Annotated in this window: 14 protein-coding genes, 1 tRNA gene and 3 rRNA genes; 11 read left to right on the forward strand and 7 right to left on the reverse strand. The window is 52.7% G+C overall.

What is annotated here, in order from left to right; all coding sequences use genetic code 11:
- Nucleotides 1–49 precede the first annotated feature (49 nt).
- Nucleotides 50–1243, forward strand: coding sequence for a butyrate kinase (buk, locus tag BQ7382_RS01920; protein ID WP_077390457.1), 1194 nt, complete (start codon nt 50–52; stop codon nt 1241–1243).
- 53 nt (nt 1244–1296) lie between these two features.
- Here buk and BQ7382_RS01925 read toward each other — a convergent pair whose 3' ends face one another.
- Nucleotides 1297–2172: a LysR family transcriptional regulator gene (locus BQ7382_RS01925; protein WP_077390458.1), complete on the reverse strand. Its 876-nt coding sequence runs from the start codon at nt 2170–2172 to the stop codon at nt 1297–1299.
- A gap of 272 nt (nt 2173–2444) precedes the next feature.
- On the opposite strand from BQ7382_RS01925, the gene ilvD reads away from it, so the two are divergent.
- The 6 genes from ilvD (at nt 2445) to groL (ending at nt 8465) form a co-directional block, all read left to right on the forward strand.
- Entirely contained in the window at nt 2445–4124 is a 1680-nt protein-coding gene (gene ilvD / locus BQ7382_RS01930) for a dihydroxy-acid dehydratase (RefSeq protein ID WP_077390459.1), read from the forward strand.
- A gap of 32 nt (nt 4125–4156) precedes the next feature.
- Entirely contained in the window at nt 4157–5038 is an 882-nt protein-coding gene (locus tag BQ7382_RS01935) for a TSUP family transporter (protein ID WP_235847914.1), read from the forward strand.
- Nucleotide 5039: 1 nt separating this feature from the next.
- Nucleotides 5040–5252: a tautomerase family protein gene (locus tag BQ7382_RS01940; protein WP_077390460.1), complete on the forward strand. Its 213-nt coding sequence runs from the start codon at nt 5040–5042 to the stop codon at nt 5250–5252.
- A gap of 22 nt (nt 5253–5274) precedes the next feature.
- Nucleotides 5275–6255, forward strand: coding sequence for an ornithine cyclodeaminase family protein (locus BQ7382_RS01945; RefSeq protein ID WP_077390461.1), 981 nt, complete (start codon nt 5275–5277; stop codon nt 6253–6255).
- A 238-nt stretch (nt 6256–6493) separates the two neighbouring features.
- The gene (locus BQ7382_RS01950; protein WP_077390462.1) at nt 6494–6775 is read left to right on the forward strand and encodes a co-chaperone GroES; all 282 of its coding nucleotides are present in this window, start codon (nt 6494–6496) and stop codon (nt 6773–6775) included.
- A 49-nt stretch (nt 6776–6824) separates the two neighbouring features.
- Nucleotides 6825–8465: a chaperonin GroEL gene (gene groL / locus BQ7382_RS01955; RefSeq protein ID WP_077390463.1), complete on the forward strand. Its 1641-nt coding sequence runs from the start codon at nt 6825–6827 to the stop codon at nt 8463–8465.
- A 119-nt stretch (nt 8466–8584) separates the two neighbouring features.
- Here groL and BQ7382_RS09420 read toward each other — a convergent pair whose 3' ends face one another.
- The gene (locus BQ7382_RS09420) at nt 8585–8965 is read right to left on the reverse strand and encodes a hypothetical protein (RefSeq protein ID WP_144082058.1); all 381 of its coding nucleotides are present in this window, start codon (nt 8963–8965) and stop codon (nt 8585–8587) included.
- Nucleotides 8966–9481: 516 nt separating this feature from the next.
- On the opposite strand from BQ7382_RS09420, the gene BQ7382_RS01965 reads away from it, so the two are divergent.
- The 4 genes from BQ7382_RS01965 to rrf all read left to right on the forward strand — a co-directional run bounded on the left by BQ7382_RS01965 (nt 9482) and on the right by rrf (nt 14454).
- A 16S ribosomal RNA gene (locus BQ7382_RS01965) occupies nt 9482–10998 on the forward strand.
- Nucleotides 10999–11035: 37 nt separating this feature from the next.
- Nucleotides 11036–11111 (forward strand) — tRNA-Ala (locus BQ7382_RS01970).
- Nucleotides 11112–11356: 245 nt separating this feature from the next.
- Nucleotides 11357–14245 (forward strand): 23S ribosomal RNA (locus tag BQ7382_RS01975).
- A 92-nt stretch (nt 14246–14337) separates the two neighbouring features.
- Nucleotides 14338–14454 (forward strand): 5S ribosomal RNA (gene rrf, locus BQ7382_RS01980).
- The 16S, 23S and 5S rRNA genes sit together here with 1 tRNA gene alongside, the layout of an rRNA operon.
- A gap of 525 nt (nt 14455–14979) precedes the next feature.
- On the opposite strand, the gene BQ7382_RS09525 is transcribed toward rrf, so the two are convergent.
- The 5 genes from BQ7382_RS09525 to dltA all read right to left on the reverse strand — a co-directional run bounded on the left by BQ7382_RS09525 (nt 14980) and on the right by dltA (nt 19399).
- On the reverse strand, nt 14980–15141 hold the full coding sequence (locus tag BQ7382_RS09525; protein WP_159437198.1) for a hypothetical protein: 162 nt from the start codon (nt 15139–15141) through the stop codon (nt 14980–14982).
- A complete protein-coding gene (gene dltD, locus BQ7382_RS01985) occupies nt 15107–16363 on the reverse strand; it encodes a D-alanyl-lipoteichoic acid biosynthesis protein DltD (protein ID WP_077390465.1) in 1257 nt (418 codons plus the stop codon). Before dltD ends, BQ7382_RS09525 begins: the two co-directional genes overlap by 35 nt.
- Nucleotides 16364–16365: 2 nt before the next feature.
- Nucleotides 16366–16617, reverse strand: a complete 252-nt coding sequence (dltC, locus tag BQ7382_RS01990; RefSeq protein WP_235847915.1) for a D-alanine--poly(phosphoribitol) ligase subunit 2 — start codon at nt 16615–16617, stop codon at nt 16366–16368.
- A 113-nt stretch (nt 16618–16730) separates the two neighbouring features.
- The gene (dltB, locus tag BQ7382_RS01995) at nt 16731–17888 is read right to left on the reverse strand and encodes a D-alanyl-lipoteichoic acid biosynthesis protein DltB (protein WP_077390466.1); all 1158 of its coding nucleotides are present in this window, start codon (nt 17886–17888) and stop codon (nt 16731–16733) included.
- Nucleotides 17888–19399 (reverse strand): D-alanine--poly(phosphoribitol) ligase subunit DltA, encoded by a 1512-nt coding sequence (gene dltA / locus BQ7382_RS02000; RefSeq protein ID WP_077390467.1) that lies wholly within the window; start codon nt 19397–19399, stop codon nt 17888–17890. The genes dltB and dltA overlap by 1 nt, the downstream gene beginning before the upstream one ends.
- Nucleotides 19400–19438 lie beyond the last annotated feature (39 nt).

The following is a 19438-nucleotide window of genomic DNA, read 5'->3' on the forward strand; positions in this document are numbered from 1 at the left end:
GCCGGGGTGTTATTCCCCGGCACTGGTATATATTGAAAGGATGCTGGAGATGGATCAGGATAAGGCTCAGGAGAAGGGCCAGAAGACGGGCCAGGAAAAAGGCGGGGAAGAAGGCCAGGAAAAGAAATACAGGATAGTAGTGATAAATCCCGGATCCACATCTACCAAGGTAGGGGTCTTCGTCAACCAGAAAAAGATCTTCGTGGAGAGGCTGTATCACGACAGCAGCGAGATGGCCAGGTTCGAGACCATCCAGTCCCAGCTTGGATACAGGACTCTTCTTGTGGAGAGGACCTGCCAGCAGAACGAGGTCATTCTGGATAAGGTTGATGCCTTCGTGGGGTGCGGGGGAGGCATGCTCTCCTGCAAGAGCGGCGTGTATCAGATCAACGAAAAGCTCATATACGACTGCGAGACCGCGGCGGCTGGTGTCCACCATCCGGCCATGTTGGCGGCCCAGATCTGCAGACGGCTGGTGAATAAATACGGTGGGAGAGGTTTTACCGTGGATCCGCCGGATACAGATGAGTTCCAGGACCTGGCCAGGATCTCCGGTCTGAAGGGCATATACAGAGAGAGCCGCGTCCACTGCCTGAATCAGAAGGCGGTGGCACGTGAGTACTGCCAGGAAAAAGGCCTGGATTACCACGACTGCAATCTCATCGTGGTCCACATGGGAGGCGGCATATCCGTCACCGCTCACCGCAAGGGTGAGATGGTGGACAGCAACGATGTGCTTGCGGGAGACGGCCCTATGACACCTACGAGAGCAGGCAGCATCCCGACCACTAAGATCCTGAAGCTGGCCTTCAGCGGTAATTACACCTACGATCAGCTGGAGGAGCGCCTGACCAGAAAGGGAGGACTCATCGACCAGCTGGGCACCGACGACGCTGTGGAGATAGAGCGGAGGATCACCAAGGAGGACGACAGGTACGCCGCACTCATATTCGACGCAATGATCTACCAGGTGGCCAAGCAGATCGGCGCCTGCGCCATGGTCCTTAAGGGAAAGGTGGACGCCATCCTGATAACCGGAGGCATGTCCAGAAGCGACTATATCGTGGAGAGACTTAAGGATTATGCCGGCTGGCTGGCGCCGGTATGGGTGAAGCCCGGAGAAATGGAGATGGAAGCCCTGGCGGCAGGTGCATACAGGGCCCTGAGGGGCGAAGAGGAGATCCTCACGTACACTGGAGTGCCCGTCTTCAAAGGCTTCCATTCCAGAAGATATAAAATCTGATGAAAAACGATCACCCGGAAGCGTGACGCCTCTGAGTGATCGCTTTTTTTTACTTACTGCACATGCTGCTCCTTGTGCCATTCCTCCGCGAACTCGATGAACATCCGGATCACCAGGGGCAGAGAGTCCTTTGACTTGGCCGTTATACCGAGGGTCCTGTAGATGTGTTCCGTAAATGGCCTTATGCACACATCGAACGGGATGTTGCGAAGTAGAAGCTTTGGGAGGATGCTGACCCCGAAGCCGTGCTGGACCATGTTCAGTACGGCGAAGTCGTCGTTCAGAGAGTACTGGATCTCGGGAGAGATGCCGTTCATCTGGAACAGGAGCCCCGCCTCGTACTCCAAACCATCTGCAGACAGGATGAACGGCTCGTGGTCCACATCCTGGAGGGTCACGTTCAGCTTTTCTGCGAGCCTGTGGCGGAGAGGAGTCACCAGCATGAGGTCGTCCTGGCAGATCGGTATGAAAGGCCTCTCGTAGGCCGCCACCGAGGTGGTGAAGATCAGGTCCACCTCGCGTCTGTACAGCCTCTTGTGAAGGCCCTGAAAGCCGTCTACCACGATCTCGAATTTTACGTGGGGGTATCTCTCGGAAAAAGAATATATCATCGCCGGGAGCCAGGTGTATGAGATGCTCTGGATGGTGCCAATGCGTATGATGCCGTTGTCCGGGTTCCTGAGATTGTCCGCGGTGTGCTCCAGGTGCTCCAGCTCCAGGGAGACTGTCTCCAGAGACCGGAAGATCTCTTCACAGTAGGGGTTTGGCTCTACTCCGTATTTCGTCCTGCGGAAGATGGGGAAACCCAGCTTAGACTCGAAGGATTTCACCGTCTGGCTCACCGCGGAATGGGTGTAGTTCAGTTTTTCCGCCGCCTTTGAAATGCTTTTCTCTCGGTAGACCGTGGCTATTATTTCGTACTTATCCATCTTAATTATTTCCTCCACCGTTTTTATCGATCTTGTTTGCAGAAAAGATGTAAATCTTTCTGAAGGCTGATGTAAGAAAACCTTAAAATATTGTCAAAAAATAGACGTTTCCTTGGATGTAAGAGAATCTTAACATAAATAGCTGTTTATGTAACTATGACTTAATTTTTTAATACTGTATGATGAACTCACGAAGAGAAAGTTAATTAACTAACAAACTGTGAAGTGGCCACTCATTCTTTAATTCTCACATCATGAAAGGGGAAGAAAAAATGGGTTACAGTTATTGGAATGGTGCGGAAACTGCCCATCGCCGGGTGATGATGAAGGCTGCCGGATATTCTGATGATGATATCAGAAACAAACCTCATATCGGAGTTCCCAATTCATACATGTCCGGCTCTCCGGGAACGGCTCACCTGAGACAGGTCACCGAGGCTGTCAAGGAAGGAATTTGGGCGGCCGGTGGCATCCCTGTTGAGTTCGGGATCCCGGCGACCTGCGGCAACGTTGCAAACGGAGCCGACGAGATGAAGTACGAGCAAGTGGGAAGAGACATCGTAGCCATGTCCATCGAATTCGTGTCCAGAGTTCACAACTTTGATGCCATCTGCTGCGTGGCGACCTGCGACCTGATCCTTGCAGGTTGCTATCTGGCTGCGTGCAGAATGGACATTCCTGCGCTGGTGGTCACCGGAGGCTCCATGCAGGCCGGAAATTACTGCGGGAAGACCGTTGTAGAAGCCGACCTCGACTCCGCCAGATTTTCAGGAGCCAGCGAGGAAGAGCTGATGGCTATGGAGGACAGCGTATGTCCTTCGTACGGAGCCTGCCCTTCCATGGGTACTGCAAACACCATGCAGATGCTTGGAGAGGTCCTGAACCTGGTGATGCCTGGCACATCCACCATACCTGCCTCAGACAACGCCAGGATAAGGGCGGCCAGAGCCGCAGGCAAGTACGTGGTAAAGCTGGCGAAATCAGGACGCACACCTAAGGACATCATCACGAGAGACGTTCTGGAAAACGCCATCATGTTCGACATGGCAGTGGCCGGCTCCACGAATGCAGTGCTCCACATCCTTTCTTACGCCTATGAACTGGGGATCGAGCTCACACTGGACGACTTCGACAAGTTCGCCAAGGAGATATACTGCATCAACGCCGTCATCCCAAGCGGTCCGTACACAGTCGTGGACTTCCACTACGCCGGAGGCGTCAAAAACGTGATGAAGCAGCTCGAGTCAAAGCTCCACCTGGACGCTCCGACCATCTATGGAAACACGTGGAAGGACATTCTGGATACAGTAAAGGGAGAGGCGAACGACGTCATCCACTCACTGGAGGATCCGGTTTCGAAGCAGCCTGGACTGAAGATACTCAAGGGGAACATCTCTCCTTGCGGGGCCATCGTAAGGCCTACAGCTGTCTTCGAAGACGTCATGCACATCAAGGGAAAAGCAAAGGTATACGAAGGAGACAAGCCGGCGTATGACGCGATCATGGCCGGAGAGATCGTTCCGGGAGACATCATAGTTATCCGCTATGAAGGCTGCAAGGGCGCTCCTGGAATGAAGGAGCTCATGCTCAGCATAGACGCGCTCATCGCAAAGGATCTCCACAAGAGCGTCGGCCTGATCACCGATGCGAGATTCTCCGGATTCAACTATGGTGCCATAGTCGGACACGTGTCCCCGGAGGCCTACGACGGAGGAGTTATCGCTCTCATCGAAAACGGAGACGAGATCGAGATGGACATCGCCGGCGGAACGGTGAACCTTCTGGTCTCGGACGAGGAGCTGGCGGAGAGGAGAAAGAACTGGAAGCAGCCACCTCTCAAGCAGGAAAAGGGCGTGCTGAACATATACGCGAAGAACTGCAGACCGGCAGAGCAGGGAGGGGCGATGCAGCCGTGGGATCTCTCCGCAGATTACAACTATCACCACATCTGATGTTCTGACAGCTGACGGATCGGAGGAAAACCATGATCATTACCATATTAAGGATAATTATGCTCGTGTTCGCGGTGGGAATATTCGCACTCATCGTGAAGGACTGCAGGCAGAACGGTCCGAAGGACGTACCTGTAAAGCACAAGGTCATCTACGGGATAATGGGCTTCGTACTGAACCTGCTGGATACGCTGGGCGTCGGCAGCAACGCCACCCAGGCCGCATTTTTCAAGCTCACCAAGCTGAGTCCTGACGAGGACCTTCCGGGCAACGGAAACGTGATCTTCGCCGTACCGGTCATCGTGGAGGCCCTGCTGTTTATGAACATCATCGAGGTGGATACCCTTACCCTTTTCTCCATGCTCGCTGCCGCCATGCTTGGCGGGATAGTGGGAGGAAAGATCATAGCCCACCTGCCGGTGAGAAACATCCGGACGATCATGTCCATCACGCTACCGTGCGTGGCCGTGATCCTCGTCTGCAAGATCAACGGAGTTGGACCTTTCGGGATACTTGGATATGCGACTGCCCTTACAGGCGGAAAGCTGATCGTAGCCGTACTCATCAACTTTGTCCTGGGCATGCTCATGTGTGCCGGAGTCGGCCTCTACGCCCCTTGCATGGCGCTATGTGCTCTGATGGGCCTCAACATAACTGTTGCGTTCCCTATCATGATGGGGTCCTGTGCCCTGCTCATGCCGCCGGCCAGCGTGGAGTTCATCAAGGCTGGAAGGTATAACAGGGGCGCGGCGGTGATCGCATCCATTACGGGTATCTTCGGAGTCCTGGCGGCCTATTTCATCGTCAAGGAGCTGCCGGTCAAGGTTATGACGTATATCGTGGCTGTAGTGCTGATCTACATGTCCATAAGCTTTATTCATTCAAATCGCAAGGATAAGAGGGAGGGAAAATAAAATGCCTCACATCGACATAAAAATGTATCCGGGCAGATCGGACGAAACAAAGATGGACATCGCTGAAGGAGTGGCTGATTTTCTGTCGGAGAAGATGAGCATGGAGAAGAGATACTTTTCCGTATCCATCGAGGAAGTGAAAAAAGAGGACTGGAAGGAGTCCGTAGTCGATGCCATCGATCCTGCGGACCTGTACGTTGAAGCGGATTTCTAGATCGTTTATCAGGAGGAGAACAATGCTGCTTTTATCGAGAGAAGACATAAGAAAAATAGTTGATATGAACGACATCATCGATGCCACGCAGAAGGCGTTTGAGATGGTCGCCGATGGTACCGCGGACATCCCGCTCAGGACAAAGATCCCGGCACCTAAGGGAGAGTTCCTGTTCATGCCTGCATACGCCGAGAGCATGAACGCTGCCGCCGTAAAGGTGATAAACATTTTCCCGGAAAACATCGATAAGGGGCTGATCTCCGCCCCGGCACAGGTGATGCTCTGCGACGGAGAGACAGGATACATCACGGCGCTTCTGGATGGCAACACCGTTACTCAGTACAGGACCGGAGCTTCCTCCGGCGTGGCCTTCAGGGCTCTTGCGAGAAAGGATGCAAAAAAAGGCTGTCTCATCGGCACGGGCGGGCAGGCCGCCACTCAGCTCGAGGCGATGATCTGCGCCTGCGATCTCGAGGAAGTGAAGATCTTCGATCTTAACGAGGAGCGTCTTAATGCCTTCTGCAGCAGAATGGATGAGGAGCTCGGAAAATACGGCGTGAAGTTTATCCCTGCGAAGAACTCCGACGATGCTATCGAGGACGCAGACGTCGTGATCACGGTGACTCCTTCGCCAAAGCCTGTATTCGACGGGAATAAAATCAAGAAGGGATGTACCATCAGCTGCGTGGGAACGTACGAACCTCACAAGCATGAAATGGATCCTGCGGTGTTGCCTAGAGCAGCAAAGATCTACTGCGACTCCTGCGATGCTGCTCTTGCAGAAACAGGAGACCTGCTGATCCCGATCTCCGAGGGCATCATCTCCAGAGACGACATCACCGGAAACATCGGAGACGTGACTGCGGGAAGGATCCCTGGAAGAGAATCTGACGACGAGATAATCGTCTACGAAACAGTCGGCGTTGCGTCCCAGGATCTCTGCGCGGCAAAAGTCATCTACGACAAAGCTGTAGAGCTCGGAGCCGGAACAAGGTGGGAATAGATGAGAACATAACTTTCAGTTCGGAATGATCGCGTTAAAAGGCAGGAATGTGAAGGTATCTTCACCTTTCTGCCTTTTATTTTTTTTCTGAGTCTGTTGACAGGAAGGGAGACCGTGAGTAGAATAATGATTGTGAGTTAGCACTCGAGAATATTGAGTGCTAACAAGTAGAAATGAAATCGCATATCATTAACATTTTATATTCAGTGAAAGATCGTCGGATCTATGGAGGTAAGAAATGAGTGCAGGCATCAAACCCCTGGGAAGCAGAGTTGTCATCAAGAAGCTCGAGGCTATCGAGAAGACCGAGGGAGGTCTTATCCTTTCCGGAAACGCGAAGGAGAAGCCACAGGAGGCCGAGGTAGTAGCAGTTGGCCCTGGAACAGAGGACGTTAAGATGGAAGTAGCAGTCGGCGACGTAGTCGTTTATTCCAAGTACGCAGGGACTGATCTGAAGCTCCACGGCGAGGAGTACACCATCGTGGACCAGAAGGACATCCTGGCTACCATCGAGGCCTAACTTTTTTACATAATACAACGAAATCATTATTCTAAACGGAGGCAAATAAATGGCAAAGGAACTTCATTACGGAGAGGATTCTAGAAGAAAGCTCATGGCCGGCGTCGACAAGCTGGCAGATACAGTAAAGATCACACTGGGACCTAAGGGAAGGAACGTTCTCATCGAGAAATCCTATGGCTCCCCACTGATCACCAACGATGGTGTAACCATCGCCAAGGAGATCGAGCTGGAGGATCAGGTGGAGAACATGGGCGCTCAGCTGGTCAAGGAAGTAGCTACCAAGACCAACGATATCGCCGGCGACGGAACCACGACAGCTACAGTTCTGGCACAGTCCATCGTAAGAGAGGGCTTCAAGAACGTCGCTGCCGGAGCAAATCCTATGATCCTGAAGAGGGGTATCAACGGAGCTGTTGATGTAGCAGTAAAAGAGCTGAAGGACAGCGCCGTTCAGGTAAACGACAAGGAGAGCATCGCTCAGGTCGCTTCCATCTCCGCAGCCGACAATGAGATCGGCGAGATGATCGCTGAGGCTATGGACAAGGTAGGCAAGGACGGTGTCATCACGGTCGAGGAGAGCAGATCCCTTGATACTTCCCTTGAGGTAGTAGAAGGTATGCAGTTCGACAGAGGATATCTGTCCCCATACATGGCTGGAAACAACGAGAAGATGGAGGCCGTTCTCGACAACCCTTACATCCTGCTGACAGACAAGAAGATCTCCAACATCCAGGAGATCGTGCCTCTGCTGGAGGACATCATGAAGAGCGGCAGGAAGCTGCTGATCGTCGCTGACGACGTTGAGGGCGAGGCTCTGGCTACACTGGTAGTGAACAAGCTGAGAGGAACTATCGACGTAGTTGCAGTAAAGGCGCCTGGATTCGGCGACAGAAGAAAGGCCATGATGGAGGATATCGCCATCCTGACAGGCGGCACAGTGATCAGCGAGGAGCTGGGCTACGAGCTGAAGGATACCACCGTTGACATGCTGGGCAGAGCCGGCACTGTAAAGGTTACAAAGGACAACACCGTCATCGTAAACGGTATGGGAGACAAGAGCGAGATCCAGGAGAGAGCCGACAGGATCAGAGGTGAGATCGAGAACACCACATCCGACTTCGACAAGGAGAAGCTCCAGGAGAGACTTGCCAAGCTCCAGGGCGGCGTTGCTGTCATCAAGGCAGGAGCTGCCACAGAGACAGAACTCAAGGAGAAGAAGCTGAGACTCGAGGACGCTCTCAACGCCACAAGAGCGGCCGTAGAGGAAGGTATCGTATCCGGAGGCGGAGTTTCCCTGATCAACACCCTCGGTGCAGTTGAGAAGTACGCAGATTCCCTCGAGGGAGACGAGAAGACCGGTGCAAAGATCGTTCTGAGAGCTCTCGAGGAGCCAGTAAGACAGATCGCCGAGAACGCCGGATGCGAGGGCAGCGTAGTCGTATCCAGGATCAAGGAGTCCGAGCCTGGCGTTGGATTCAACGCAGCTACAGGCGAGTACGTAAACATGATCGAGGCTGGTGTAGTTGACCCTGTAAAGGTGACAAGATCCGCACTGCAGAATGCAGCAAGCGTATCTGGAATGCTCCTGACAACAGAGGCTGGCATCACTGAAATCAAGGAGAACGATCCTGCCGCAGCAGCTGCAGCAATGCAGGGCGGCATGGGCGGAATGGGCGGCATGATGTAGTGCAGCCCCTTCGCTGGTAGGATAATTAAAAAAAAAGAAGTCAGGTCTGCGACATGGAACGAGTGTCGCGGGCCTGGCTTTTTTACTTGATGCGCATGAAGCGATGATTGCGAGGATGGTCACCGTTCGCGAATTCGCCTGATGTAATGATCAAATAGAAACTGTACTATTGCTTTGACCACGATAGATACACAGATAAAAACGATATAATCCGTTATGAACGATTGCATTTCATCCGGTCCGTTGCGAAAGAGGAAGATGAGAGGAAGTTCCGAGACGAGAACGGCCAGAAACAGTTTGTCGCATGCAGAAAGAGCCCTGCCTTCTTTTATCTCTTTCTTATCTCTGAACCCATCCACCAGCTGACCAATGAAAACGCAGATGGAAAATACAGCAGGAATCCCCCATATCCAGGGAGCACCTGTCTGACATACCTGACATATCAGGGAAAGAAAAATGAGGATCCCTGTTTCAACATATAAATGGTTTCTGAACTTCATGTGAGTTACCTCAATTGACAGAACAGATCTATCGATTAACTTATACAATAAGGCCCATGTTTGAGCAACAAAAAAAGGTAAAATGCTGAAGGGAAACATGGAGAGAAAAAATCGAAAAAAGGGGTTCTCATATATCGCTCTTTCTGTTATAATAAACATCCACGGCGAGAAAGCCACTAATTATTCGGATTTTCGGATCCGAAAAGTAAAGAACGAAAAAAGATTTAAACAAATCGAAAAAAGTTCTTGACAAGCCTGGTTCAGCGCCGTATAATAAACAAGCTGTCGCACGAAAGCGGCGCAGCACCTTGAAAACTAAATAGTACAAAGAATACCAGTCAAAGGAACTTGTAGCAATACGATTCCAAAGACAAATGTACATAGCAATCATGAGATGGTAAGTCAAGTGGTTCACGTACGATTCTTAAAACAATGATTTCGAAACGAGATCGAGCGCAAAGCGTCAGATCTGAAATCAGGATCGATTCAAACGGGATAGAGTCCCGATGAATACAACATAAAAAGAGTTTGATCCTGGCTCAGGATGAACGCTGGCGGCGTGCCTAATACATGCAAGTCGAGCGAGAAATGGATGAATGAAACTTCGGTAGATTTTGTTCATGGACAGCGGCGGACGGGTGAGTAACGCGTAGGCAACCTGCCTCACACAGAGGGATAGCCATTGGAAACGATGAATAATACCTCATGACGCCGGAACAACACATGTTGTATCGGCCAAAGATTTATCGGTGTGAGATGGGCCTGCGTCTGATTAACTAGTTGGTGAGGTAACGGCTCACCAAGGTGACGATCAGTAGCCGACCTGAGAGGGTGATCGGCCACATTGGAACTGAGACACGGTCCAAACTTCTACGGAAGGCAGCAGTAGGGAATCTTGCACAATGGGGGAAACCCTGATGCAGCAACGCCGCGTGAAGGAAGAAGGCTTTCGGGCTGTAAACTTCTGTTCTTGGGGACGAAGGAAGTGACGGTACCCAAGGAGAAAGCCCCGGCTAACTACGTGCCAGCAGCCGCGGTAATACGTAGGGGGCAAGCGTTATCCGGAATTATTGGGCGTAAAGAGTGCGTAGGTGGTTTTCTAAGCGTGAGGTCTAAGGCAGCGGCTTAACTGCTGTTCGCCTTGCGAACTGGAAGACTTGAGTGCAGGAGGGGAAAGCGGAATTCCTAGTGTAGCGGTGAAATGCGTAGATATTAGGAGGAACACCAGCGGCGAAGGCGGCTTTCTGGACTGCAACTGACACTGAGGCACGAAAGCGTGGGGAGCAAACAGGATTAGATACCCTGGTAGTCCACGCCGTAAACGATGAGCACTAGTTGTTGGGTCCGAATGGATTCAGTGACGCAGTTAACGCAATAAGTGCTCCGCCTGGGGAGTACGCACGCAAGTGTAAAACTCAAAGGAATTGACGGGGACCCGCACAAGCAGCGGAGCATGTGGTTTAATTCGAAGCAACGCGAAAAACCTTACCAGGACTTGACATCCTGCTGACAGGTCCTTAACCGGGCCCTTCTACGGACAGCAGAGACAGGTGGTGCATGGTTGTCGTCAGCTCGTGTCGTGAGATGTTGGGTTAAGTCCCGCAACGAGCGCAACCCTTGTTGTCAGTTACTAACATTAAGTTGAGGACTCTGGCGAGACTGCCGAGGTCAACTCGGAGGAAGATGGGGATGACGTCAAATCATCATGCCCCTTATGTTCTGGGCTACACACGTGCTACAATGGCCGGTACAGAGAGAAGCAAAACCGCGAGGCGGAGCAAATCACTAAAACCGGTCCCAGTTCGGACTGCAGGCTGAAACCCGCCTGCACGAAGATGGAGTTGCTAGTAATCGCGGATCAGCATGCCGCGGTGAATGCGTTCCCGGGTCTTGTACACACCGCCCGTCACACCATGGAAGTTGGGGGTGCCCAAAGTTGGACGATAAATAGTTTACCTAAGGCAAAACCAATGACTGGGGTGAAGTCGTAACAAGGTAGCCGTTCGAGAACGAGCGGCTGGATCACCTCCTTTCTAAGGAGACTGGAAAGTCTTTGTACTATTAGTTTATGGGCAATTAGCTCAGCTGGGAGAGCACCTGCCTTGCACGCAGGGGGTCAAGGGTTCGAGCCCCTTATTCTCCACCATTCCGGTAGATCCGGAAGCTGACCCGAATGGGTCTGCAGCACCTTGAAAATTGAATAACACACCAAGAGAAAGAGAAACAAATTGACAACGAATCGAGATAAGCCTGATCTGCGAAGAGCAGATCGGGAAGGGTAACGATTTCAGAGAAGATTTGTTGAGAGAAAACCAGAATTCACTGAGAGTAAGCAATAGTGAAGAGCCTACTAACGCTGGTAGGCGACAAGTTACGCGAGAGCGTGACATTGGTCAAGTACAAAAGAGCATCAGGTGGATGCCTTGGCACTGGAAGCCGATGAAGGACGTGATAAGCTGCGAAAAGCTGCGGTAAGGAGCACATATCCGTTGACCCGCAGATGTCCGAATGGGGGAACCCACATGGAGCAATGTCCATGTATCCATGAGTAAATACATAGCTCATGGAAGGGAACGAGGTGAACTGAAACATCTAAGTAGCCTCAGGAAGAGAAAGAAACATCGATTTTCTGAGTAGCGGCGAGCGAAAGGGAAAGAGGCCAAACCGAAGCTTGCTTCGGGGTTGAGGATCATCACAATGCGATCGAGGTATGCGAGTCGAAGAGGACTGGAAAGTTCCGACACAGAGGGTAATATCCCCGTAGACGAAGCAGAAGACGCGCAGATGACACCAGAGTAGGGCCGGACACGTGGAACCCGGTCTGAAGCAGGAGGGACCACCCTCCAAGCCTAAATACTAGCCAGTGACCGATAGCGAATAGTACCGTGAGGGAAAGGTGAAAAGAACCCCGGGAGGGGAGTGAAATAGAATCTGAAACCTGATGCTTACAAGCATAGGGAGCGCAAGTGACCTAGTACTTTTTGTAGAACGGGCCAACGAGTTACGGTGTGCAGCGAGGTTAAGTTACTGGAGTAACGGAGCCGTAGGGAAACCGAGTCTTAAGAGGGCGAAGAGTTGCATGCTGTAGACCCGAAACCGGGTGACCTATCCATGAGCAGGTTGAAGTAACCGTAAAAGGTTATGGAGGACCGAACCTATATCTGTTGAAAAAGGTCAGGATGACTTGTGGATAGCGGTGAAATTCCAATCGAACTCGGATATAGCTGGTTCTCCTCGAAATAGCTTTAGGGCTAGCCTCAAGGTAAAGATACACGGGGGTAGAGCACTGACTGTTCGCGGGGCCTTCACCGGTTACCAACAACTATCAAACTCCGAATACCGTAGTATCATACTTGGGAGTCAGACTATGAGAGATAAGTTCCATGGTCGAAAGGGAAACAGCCCAGATCAACAGCTAAGGTCCCAAAGAGTAAGTTAAGTGGAAAAGGATGTGGGATCGCACAGACAGCTAGGATGTTGGCTTAGAAGCAGCCATACATTCAAAGAGTGCGTAATAGCTCACTAGTCGAGTGGTCCTGCGCCGAAGATAAACGGGGCTGAAACTTACCACCGAAGCTTTGGAATACGTAAGTATTGGTAGAGGAGCATTCTATACGGGACGAAGTCGAGCCGGAAGGCGAGATGGACTGTATAGAAGAGAGAATGTTGGCATGAGTAGCGTAAGGCAGGTGAGAATCCTGTCCGCCGAAAATCTAAGGTTTCCTGAGGAAGGTTCGTCCTCTCAGGGTCAGTCGGGACCTAAGCCCAGGGCGAAGGCCGTAGGCGATGGACAACAGGTAGATATTCCTGTACCACCGAGGATCGCTTGAGTGAAGTGGGGACACAGAAGGATAGGTTGAGCATGCTGTTGGTAAAGCATGTCCAAGCGTCGAGGCAGAGGGAGCAGGACAAATCCGTTTCCTTATTAATGCTGAGGCGTGATGGGGTGGTCGTAAGACCGGAAGCAACTGATTTCACGCTGTCGAGAAAAGCCGCTAACGAGATCCAAGGTGCCCGTACCGCAAACCGACACAGGTAGATGAGGAGAGAATCCTAAGGTGAGCGAGCGAACTATTGTTAAGGAACTCGGCAAAATGACCCCGTAACTTCGGGAGAAGGGGTGCCCTCGAAAGAGGGCCGCAGTGAAGAGGTCCAGGCAACTGTTTACCAAAAACACAGGTCTCTGCTAAAGCGAAAGCTGAAGTATAGGGGCTGACGCCTGCCCGGTGCTGGAAGGTCAAGGGGAAGTGTCAGGGCAACCGAAGCACGGAACTTAAGCCCCAGTAAACGGCGGCCGTAACTATAACGGTCCTAAGGTAGCGAAATTCCTTGTCGGGTAAGTTCCGACCCGCACGAAAGGCGTAATGATCTGGACACTGTCTCAACAATAGGCTCGGTGAAATTGTAGTACCGGTAAAGATGCCGGTTACCCGCAGCAGGACGGAAAGACCCCGTGGAGCTTTACTGTAGCTTGATATTGAGTTTCGGCGTTAGATGTACAGGATAGGTGGGAGACTGCGAGATCAGCACGCCAGTGTTGGTGGAGTCACCGTTGGGATACCACCCTTGTAACGTTGGAATTCTAACCGAGTACCGTGAACCGGTACCGGGACAGTGTCAGGTGGGCAGTTTGACTGGGGCGGTCGCCTCCTAAAGAGTAACGGAGGCGCCCAAAGGTTCCCTCAGCGCGGACGGAAATCGCGCGAAGAGTGCAAAGGCAAAAGGGAGCTTGACTGCGAGACAAACAGGTCGAGCAGGGACGAAAGTCGGGCTTAGTGATCCGGTGGTACCGAGTGGAAGGGCCATCGCTCAACGGATAAAAGCTACCCCGGGGATAACAGGCTTATACCCCCCAAGAGTTCACATCGACGGGGGTGTTTGGCACCTCGATGTCGGCTCGTCTCATCCTGGGGCTGAAGTAGGTCCCAAGGGTTGGGCTGTTCGCCCATTAAAGAGGTACGCGAGCTGGGTTCAGAACGTCGTGAGACAGTTCGGTCCCTATCCGCTGTGGGCGTTGGAAATTTGAGAGGAGCTATCCTTAGTACGAGAGGACCGGGATGGACATACCTCTGGTGTACCGGTTGTTCTGCCAAGGGCATAGCCGGGTAGCTAAGTATGGAAGGGATAAGCGCTGAAAGCATCTAAGTGCGAAGCCCCCCTCAAGATGAGATTTCCTCCGAAAGGTAAGACTCGTGGGAGACTACCACGTTGATAGGTCAGAGGTGTAAGTGGAGCGATCCATTGAGCTGACTGATACTAATAGGTCGATCACTTGACCAGAAAAGGTTTTCTAGATTGGATGTGTTATTCAATTTTGAGGGCGCTGCTCTCACAAACAGCAGAAGGAAAGTATAGCATTCTTACTGCTCATATCTGGTGACTACAGCAAGGAGGATACACCTGTTCCCATCCCGAACACAGAAGTTAAGCTCCTTAGCGCTGAAGATACTTGGCGGGAAGCTGCCCGGGAAATTAGGACGTCGCCAGTTAGACAGGGACACTCGAAAGAGTGTCCTTTTTCATTTTTTTGGTTACCCCGGGATTTGAAAACATTGATATCCCGCTGTGGTCGATCAAAAAAACATGAGTTTTTTACGTCAGTACCCTGATCACCACAGGAATTCGGAAACCCCATTCATGTATGGGCGTCATATCTTTATGAGGCTGAAACTTGGTATCAAAGCATCATCCCATGTAGGAAAGGATCACGATCCAGTTCTCTGAACGTTGTAGATCCGCAATGATACCAGAAGTCGAAATGGGAAGTCACACAGTGGATCCTGGATCGTGGGGATCTCTGGAGAAAAGATAGGTGCTGAATACCGCATATATTGAGCGAAAATCAGGCGATCGTGAGGTCCGAGTATAAGAGAATAGCGCTTTTGCAAAAAAACAGGGGCGGAACTGAGAAATACAGTCCGGCCCCTGGTAGTGTCGATCGAAGATATGATCAGCGGCGTTGAAGCGGCGTTGGGTTTACGCGGAGGCGCTGAGAGGATGGAGTCCAGCAAGGCTTAGAACACCGAGTATGTGAATGCCGGTGACTGGATGCCGAGAGAAAGTATGCTGAAGAGGTAGATAATCGTCATCATCAGCAGGAACTGGCCGGTGTACTTCAGGAACTCGCGGTCATTGAAGTACTTACGGAGCTTTGTAGTAATTGTAGATAACTTCATCGAGGATCACCCATCCTTTCCCCCAGGGGTGCACCGCGTCGGTGAGCACTCCCGGCTCATAATCATACTGTGAAAGATCTGTTACCTGTGCGTCATATCGGGATGCGACGTCTTTGATTTTTGCCCGGTAGCCGTCCCGCGCCGGAGCTTTAAGACCGGAGTGATCATACCAGAAGCCGTTTACGGGCTGTATGATCAGCAGCGGCTTGATGTTCTCCTCTTTGCAAACCTGGAGGAAGAGCTCCAGGTCGCCGTATTCTCCGGAGACTGTGGTCTCCGTTCCGGCGTGGAGTTCTTTTGAGGACCGGTACTTTGATCTGAACCTGGTCTTCCAGACACTGTCCTTCATCATGAGAGGATTGTTGGTCTTGCGGTCGACGCCGGCGAGAGCCTCTTCCTGCAGGGCCTGCCAGTCAGGTGTGGTCCCGGGGGATACGATCGGCCCGCTGGATCGCAATCCGCTGGAGTGCAGCCTGGCCGGCTCCGCGTTTCCGGACTTTCCAGGAAGCCCTGGGGCTCCAGATGCGCCGGTCCCGGGATCGGAGATGCGCCGGTACTGCTCTGCCATCAGCAGCGCGGCACGCTCCTGGAGCATCGTGTGGTTCTGGTAATATCTCGCCTTCAGTCTGGTGAACGGATCCCTGGTGTCGTTCAGATAGACCGCATCGTAGGCCTTGACCCTGGAAAGGGCCGCTTTGTCGTTTCGCAGCAGGTGCCGGGTGCGCTGCGCCATGGATCTCTTGAGTGCCGGCGAGATGTCGGGATTTCTGAGCATCCCGATGTAGGCGGAATCCGAGTATCTTATGCTGAAGTTTTCAGGGCTGGTGTCCTTTCCCATGAACCACGTTGGAGACAGGAGAAGGACGACCTTCCTGCTTTTCATGTAAGGGGCAAGTGCGGCCAGGGTGGTGGCGTGGTTCATGTCCTGCGAGTAGGGTTGGCCGATCAGCATGGCGTCAAGTGCCTTTTCGCTGAACATGTTCTTGATGTAGTAAGGGCTTTTTCTGCTGTGGCCCAGCTCAGACGATCCGAATATCACCATGGTATTCTTGCCGAGCGCCTCCTGGAGGGACGGGGCGCTTTTGTCCTTGTAGGGGTTGTACCAGTAGCGGAATTCCCTGCTGGAGCTATGCACGCCGCTGTGCATCACCACCATGCGGATCCCGCCGGTGATGCAGAGGAAGATCACGAGGGCCGCCGCGAATGCCTTGAGTCTCTTCATGGCTATCTGCTTTTGCTCTCCACTACAGCGGCGATTTTTCTCGGTGTGTCCATCTCCTCCCTGGTGTACTCGGCAGGGGCGATGACTATGCCCAGGGAATCCTCCACGTCCATGAGCAGCTCCATGTATCCCATTGAATCTATGAGACCCTCTTCCGGAAGGTTGATGTCAGGATCTTCTCTGACTACAGGGTCACCTGTAACATCGGTGAGAATATCCATCACCTTTTCGTAGATCTTTGTGTTATCGCTCATTTTGCACCTCCGTGGTGTTGCGCCGGTCATCAAAGTTTGTGATCACCGGCTGATATTGAATGATATTGCGATCCGTACAGGTATGGCTCAGGTATGGCCTGTACGGATCCGGTTTATATGTATTTCATGATCCGGCCGGAGAATATGAAGAATCCGAACATCACCAGCTGAAACGTGATGATCCCGGATACCAGCCGGTACCACTTGTCCTTGCGGTGGCTCTTGTAAAACCGGCTCTTCTTCTGGTACACCTCGGTGACCGAGAGAAGGAGTCCGTGATACAGGCCATACATTATGTAATAAGGTTCGGTGCCGTGCCATACTCCCATGAGGCCCATGTTTATGAAAAAGGCGATCACCGCGATGGTCAGACGGCTCTTGAACTTCCGGCTTCTCATCAGGTTTATGGTCACCCGGGAGAAGACGAAGTCTCTGAACCAGTGGGACAGCGTTATGTGCCACCGGTCCCAGAAATCTTTTATGTCTACGCTGAGAAACGGTTTGTTGAAGTTGTCAGGCGTCTTTACTCCGAACAGGTACGATGCACCCACAGCCATCAGGCTGTAGCCGGCGAAATCGAAGAACAGATAGAACCCGTAAGTGTACATGTACAGGAACGTGGTCTTCAGATCGGTCCCGTTCCCGAGACGTATCATCAGCTGGTATATACCGGCGGCGATCACGATCTTGTACACCATACCGAGGACGATCTTGAAGATGCCGATTCCAGCCATGTTCAGGTATTCATCCCTGGGGATGCTCCTGTATATGTCGTCCTGGAACCTCTGGCTCCTGTCGATGGGGCCGGAGGTGATGACGGGAAAGAAGATCATCATGTATACGTACGAAAGAAGATCGACTTTCTGTATCTGTCCGTCGAAGATCTGTATTATCACCTGCGCGGATTTGAAGGTCATGTAGGATATGCCCAGGAACCCGAAAAGGTGAAGTGCGCTCCCCGTGGCGGTGGCGTATTTGTTGAGGGCCAGCGGCAGTATGGACAGTATCAGAAAGACGTAATATATCTTCCTGTTCCGCCCGTATTTTTCCCGCACCCTCACGTAGAGCTCGGCCTCGAGGATCTCCCACAGGAGGAACACTCCCAGGAAGCACAGCGCCCTCGGGGTGCCTCCCATAACCAGCCACAGGAACACCAGAGAGACCGCGAAGCCGTAAAGGCGAATGGGCTTTTCCAGGTATCCCAGGATGAAGGCCGGCACCGACAGTACCGCCAGCAGTACGAAAAAAGTGTTGTCTTGAAATAGCTGCATCAGATCATCTCTCCCAGGGCCTTCCTGTCAAGCTTGCCATTCGCGGTGGTCGGAAAATCGGTAAAGAAGATCACCCTCTTTGGCACCATGTACTGAGGAAGCCGCTGCCCCAGCGCGCCGCGTATCCACTTCCTCCTGGCGTAGGACGTGTCCACGGACGGAGCCTGGAGGACGCAGGCCGCAAGAGACTCGCCGGACCCCTGATTCTTTTTCAGGAAGACCGCCGCATTTTCCACGTCCTGGAGCTGAGTGAGGTTCTTCTCGATGTCGCCGAGCTCGATGCGGTAGCCGTGGAACTTCACCTGGCCGTCCATCCTACCCTTGCACCAGACCATGCCGTTTTCATCTACGCGGCCGAGGTCGCCGGTGCGGTAGGCGGGGGTGCCGTCGTCCAGGGTGAAAAAGACTTCCGCGGTCCTGCCCGGATCCCGGAAATAGCCGGGGCTTACGGTATCTCCAGCGATGATCAGCTCCCCGGTCTCACCCTGCGGAAGCGGCTTTCCATCGACATCGCCCGCAAAGACCTCGGTACCGGGCTTCGCCCTGCCCACGGGCAGGTCACCCGGTGCCGATATCATCTCTTCGGTGATGGTGACGCCGGTCACGCAGACCGTGGCCTCGGTGGGCCCATAGGTGTTGATGACCTCGGCCCCGGGAAAGCGTTCCATCAGTCGGGATGCCGTTTGCTTTCGCAGAGGCTCGCCGCAGAAGAGAAACTTTTTCATGGACGGCAGGGCCCTTCCGGAAAAAGATGGTTCGCTCAGGCACAGGTCTGCGAAGGACGGGGTGGAGACCCAGTAGTCGGGTTTCTGTCTGCCGAGGAATTCCAATGTGGCGGAGAGATCCTGGACCATAGCTCTGTCCGTGCATGCGACGGTGGATCCCGTGGCCAGCCCCGTGTAAAAGTCCATCACCGACAGGTCGAATGAGAACGGGGCCTGGTTCATGAAGACTCCGGGCTTTTCGTCCACAAGGCCAACAGACCAGGAGAGATACGCCTCAAGGTTGCTGGTGGTGATCTTCACGCCCTTGGGCTTTCCGGTGCTCCCGGAGGTGAAGATGATGTAGTGTATGTCATCCTTGAGGTTTCTGTATTTCATGTCCGGCTGCCCGAGGGCCGGATCTTCGGAGATCTTTTCCAGATCTTCAGCTCCGATGAGCGACTCTTGCCGCACGTCCACAGGAAGGGCGACCGGGGCGAGTACCACGGGACTTTCCAGCGACGAGAGGATGTCCGACACTCTCTGTTCTGGTGTGCTCGTGTCGATCGGAACATAGGGATGGCCGGAGCGTGTACAGGCCAGAAAGCAGACCGGCATGAGCGCCGATTTATGGCCGTAGACCGGAACGGGCTGATGCTCTTTCAGGCCTTTAAGCTGGAGGAGATAATTGGCCAGGCGTCCCGATTTTTCCCAGAGCTGGCCGTAGGTGATCCCTTCACCGGAGAACTGAAAGGCCGTCTTGTCCGGGTCGGATGCTGCGTGTTTTCTGATGGTTTCTATAATGTCCATAGATATGGCTCCTTTGTTTTACTTTCAGGATACGGCAGG

Origin of the sequence: Mobilibacterium timonense, assembly GCF_900155555.1 — a bacterium.
In the GTDB taxonomy this organism is placed as follows: domain Bacteria; phylum Bacillota; class Clostridia; order Peptostreptococcales; family Anaerovoracaceae; genus Allobaileyella; species Allobaileyella timonense.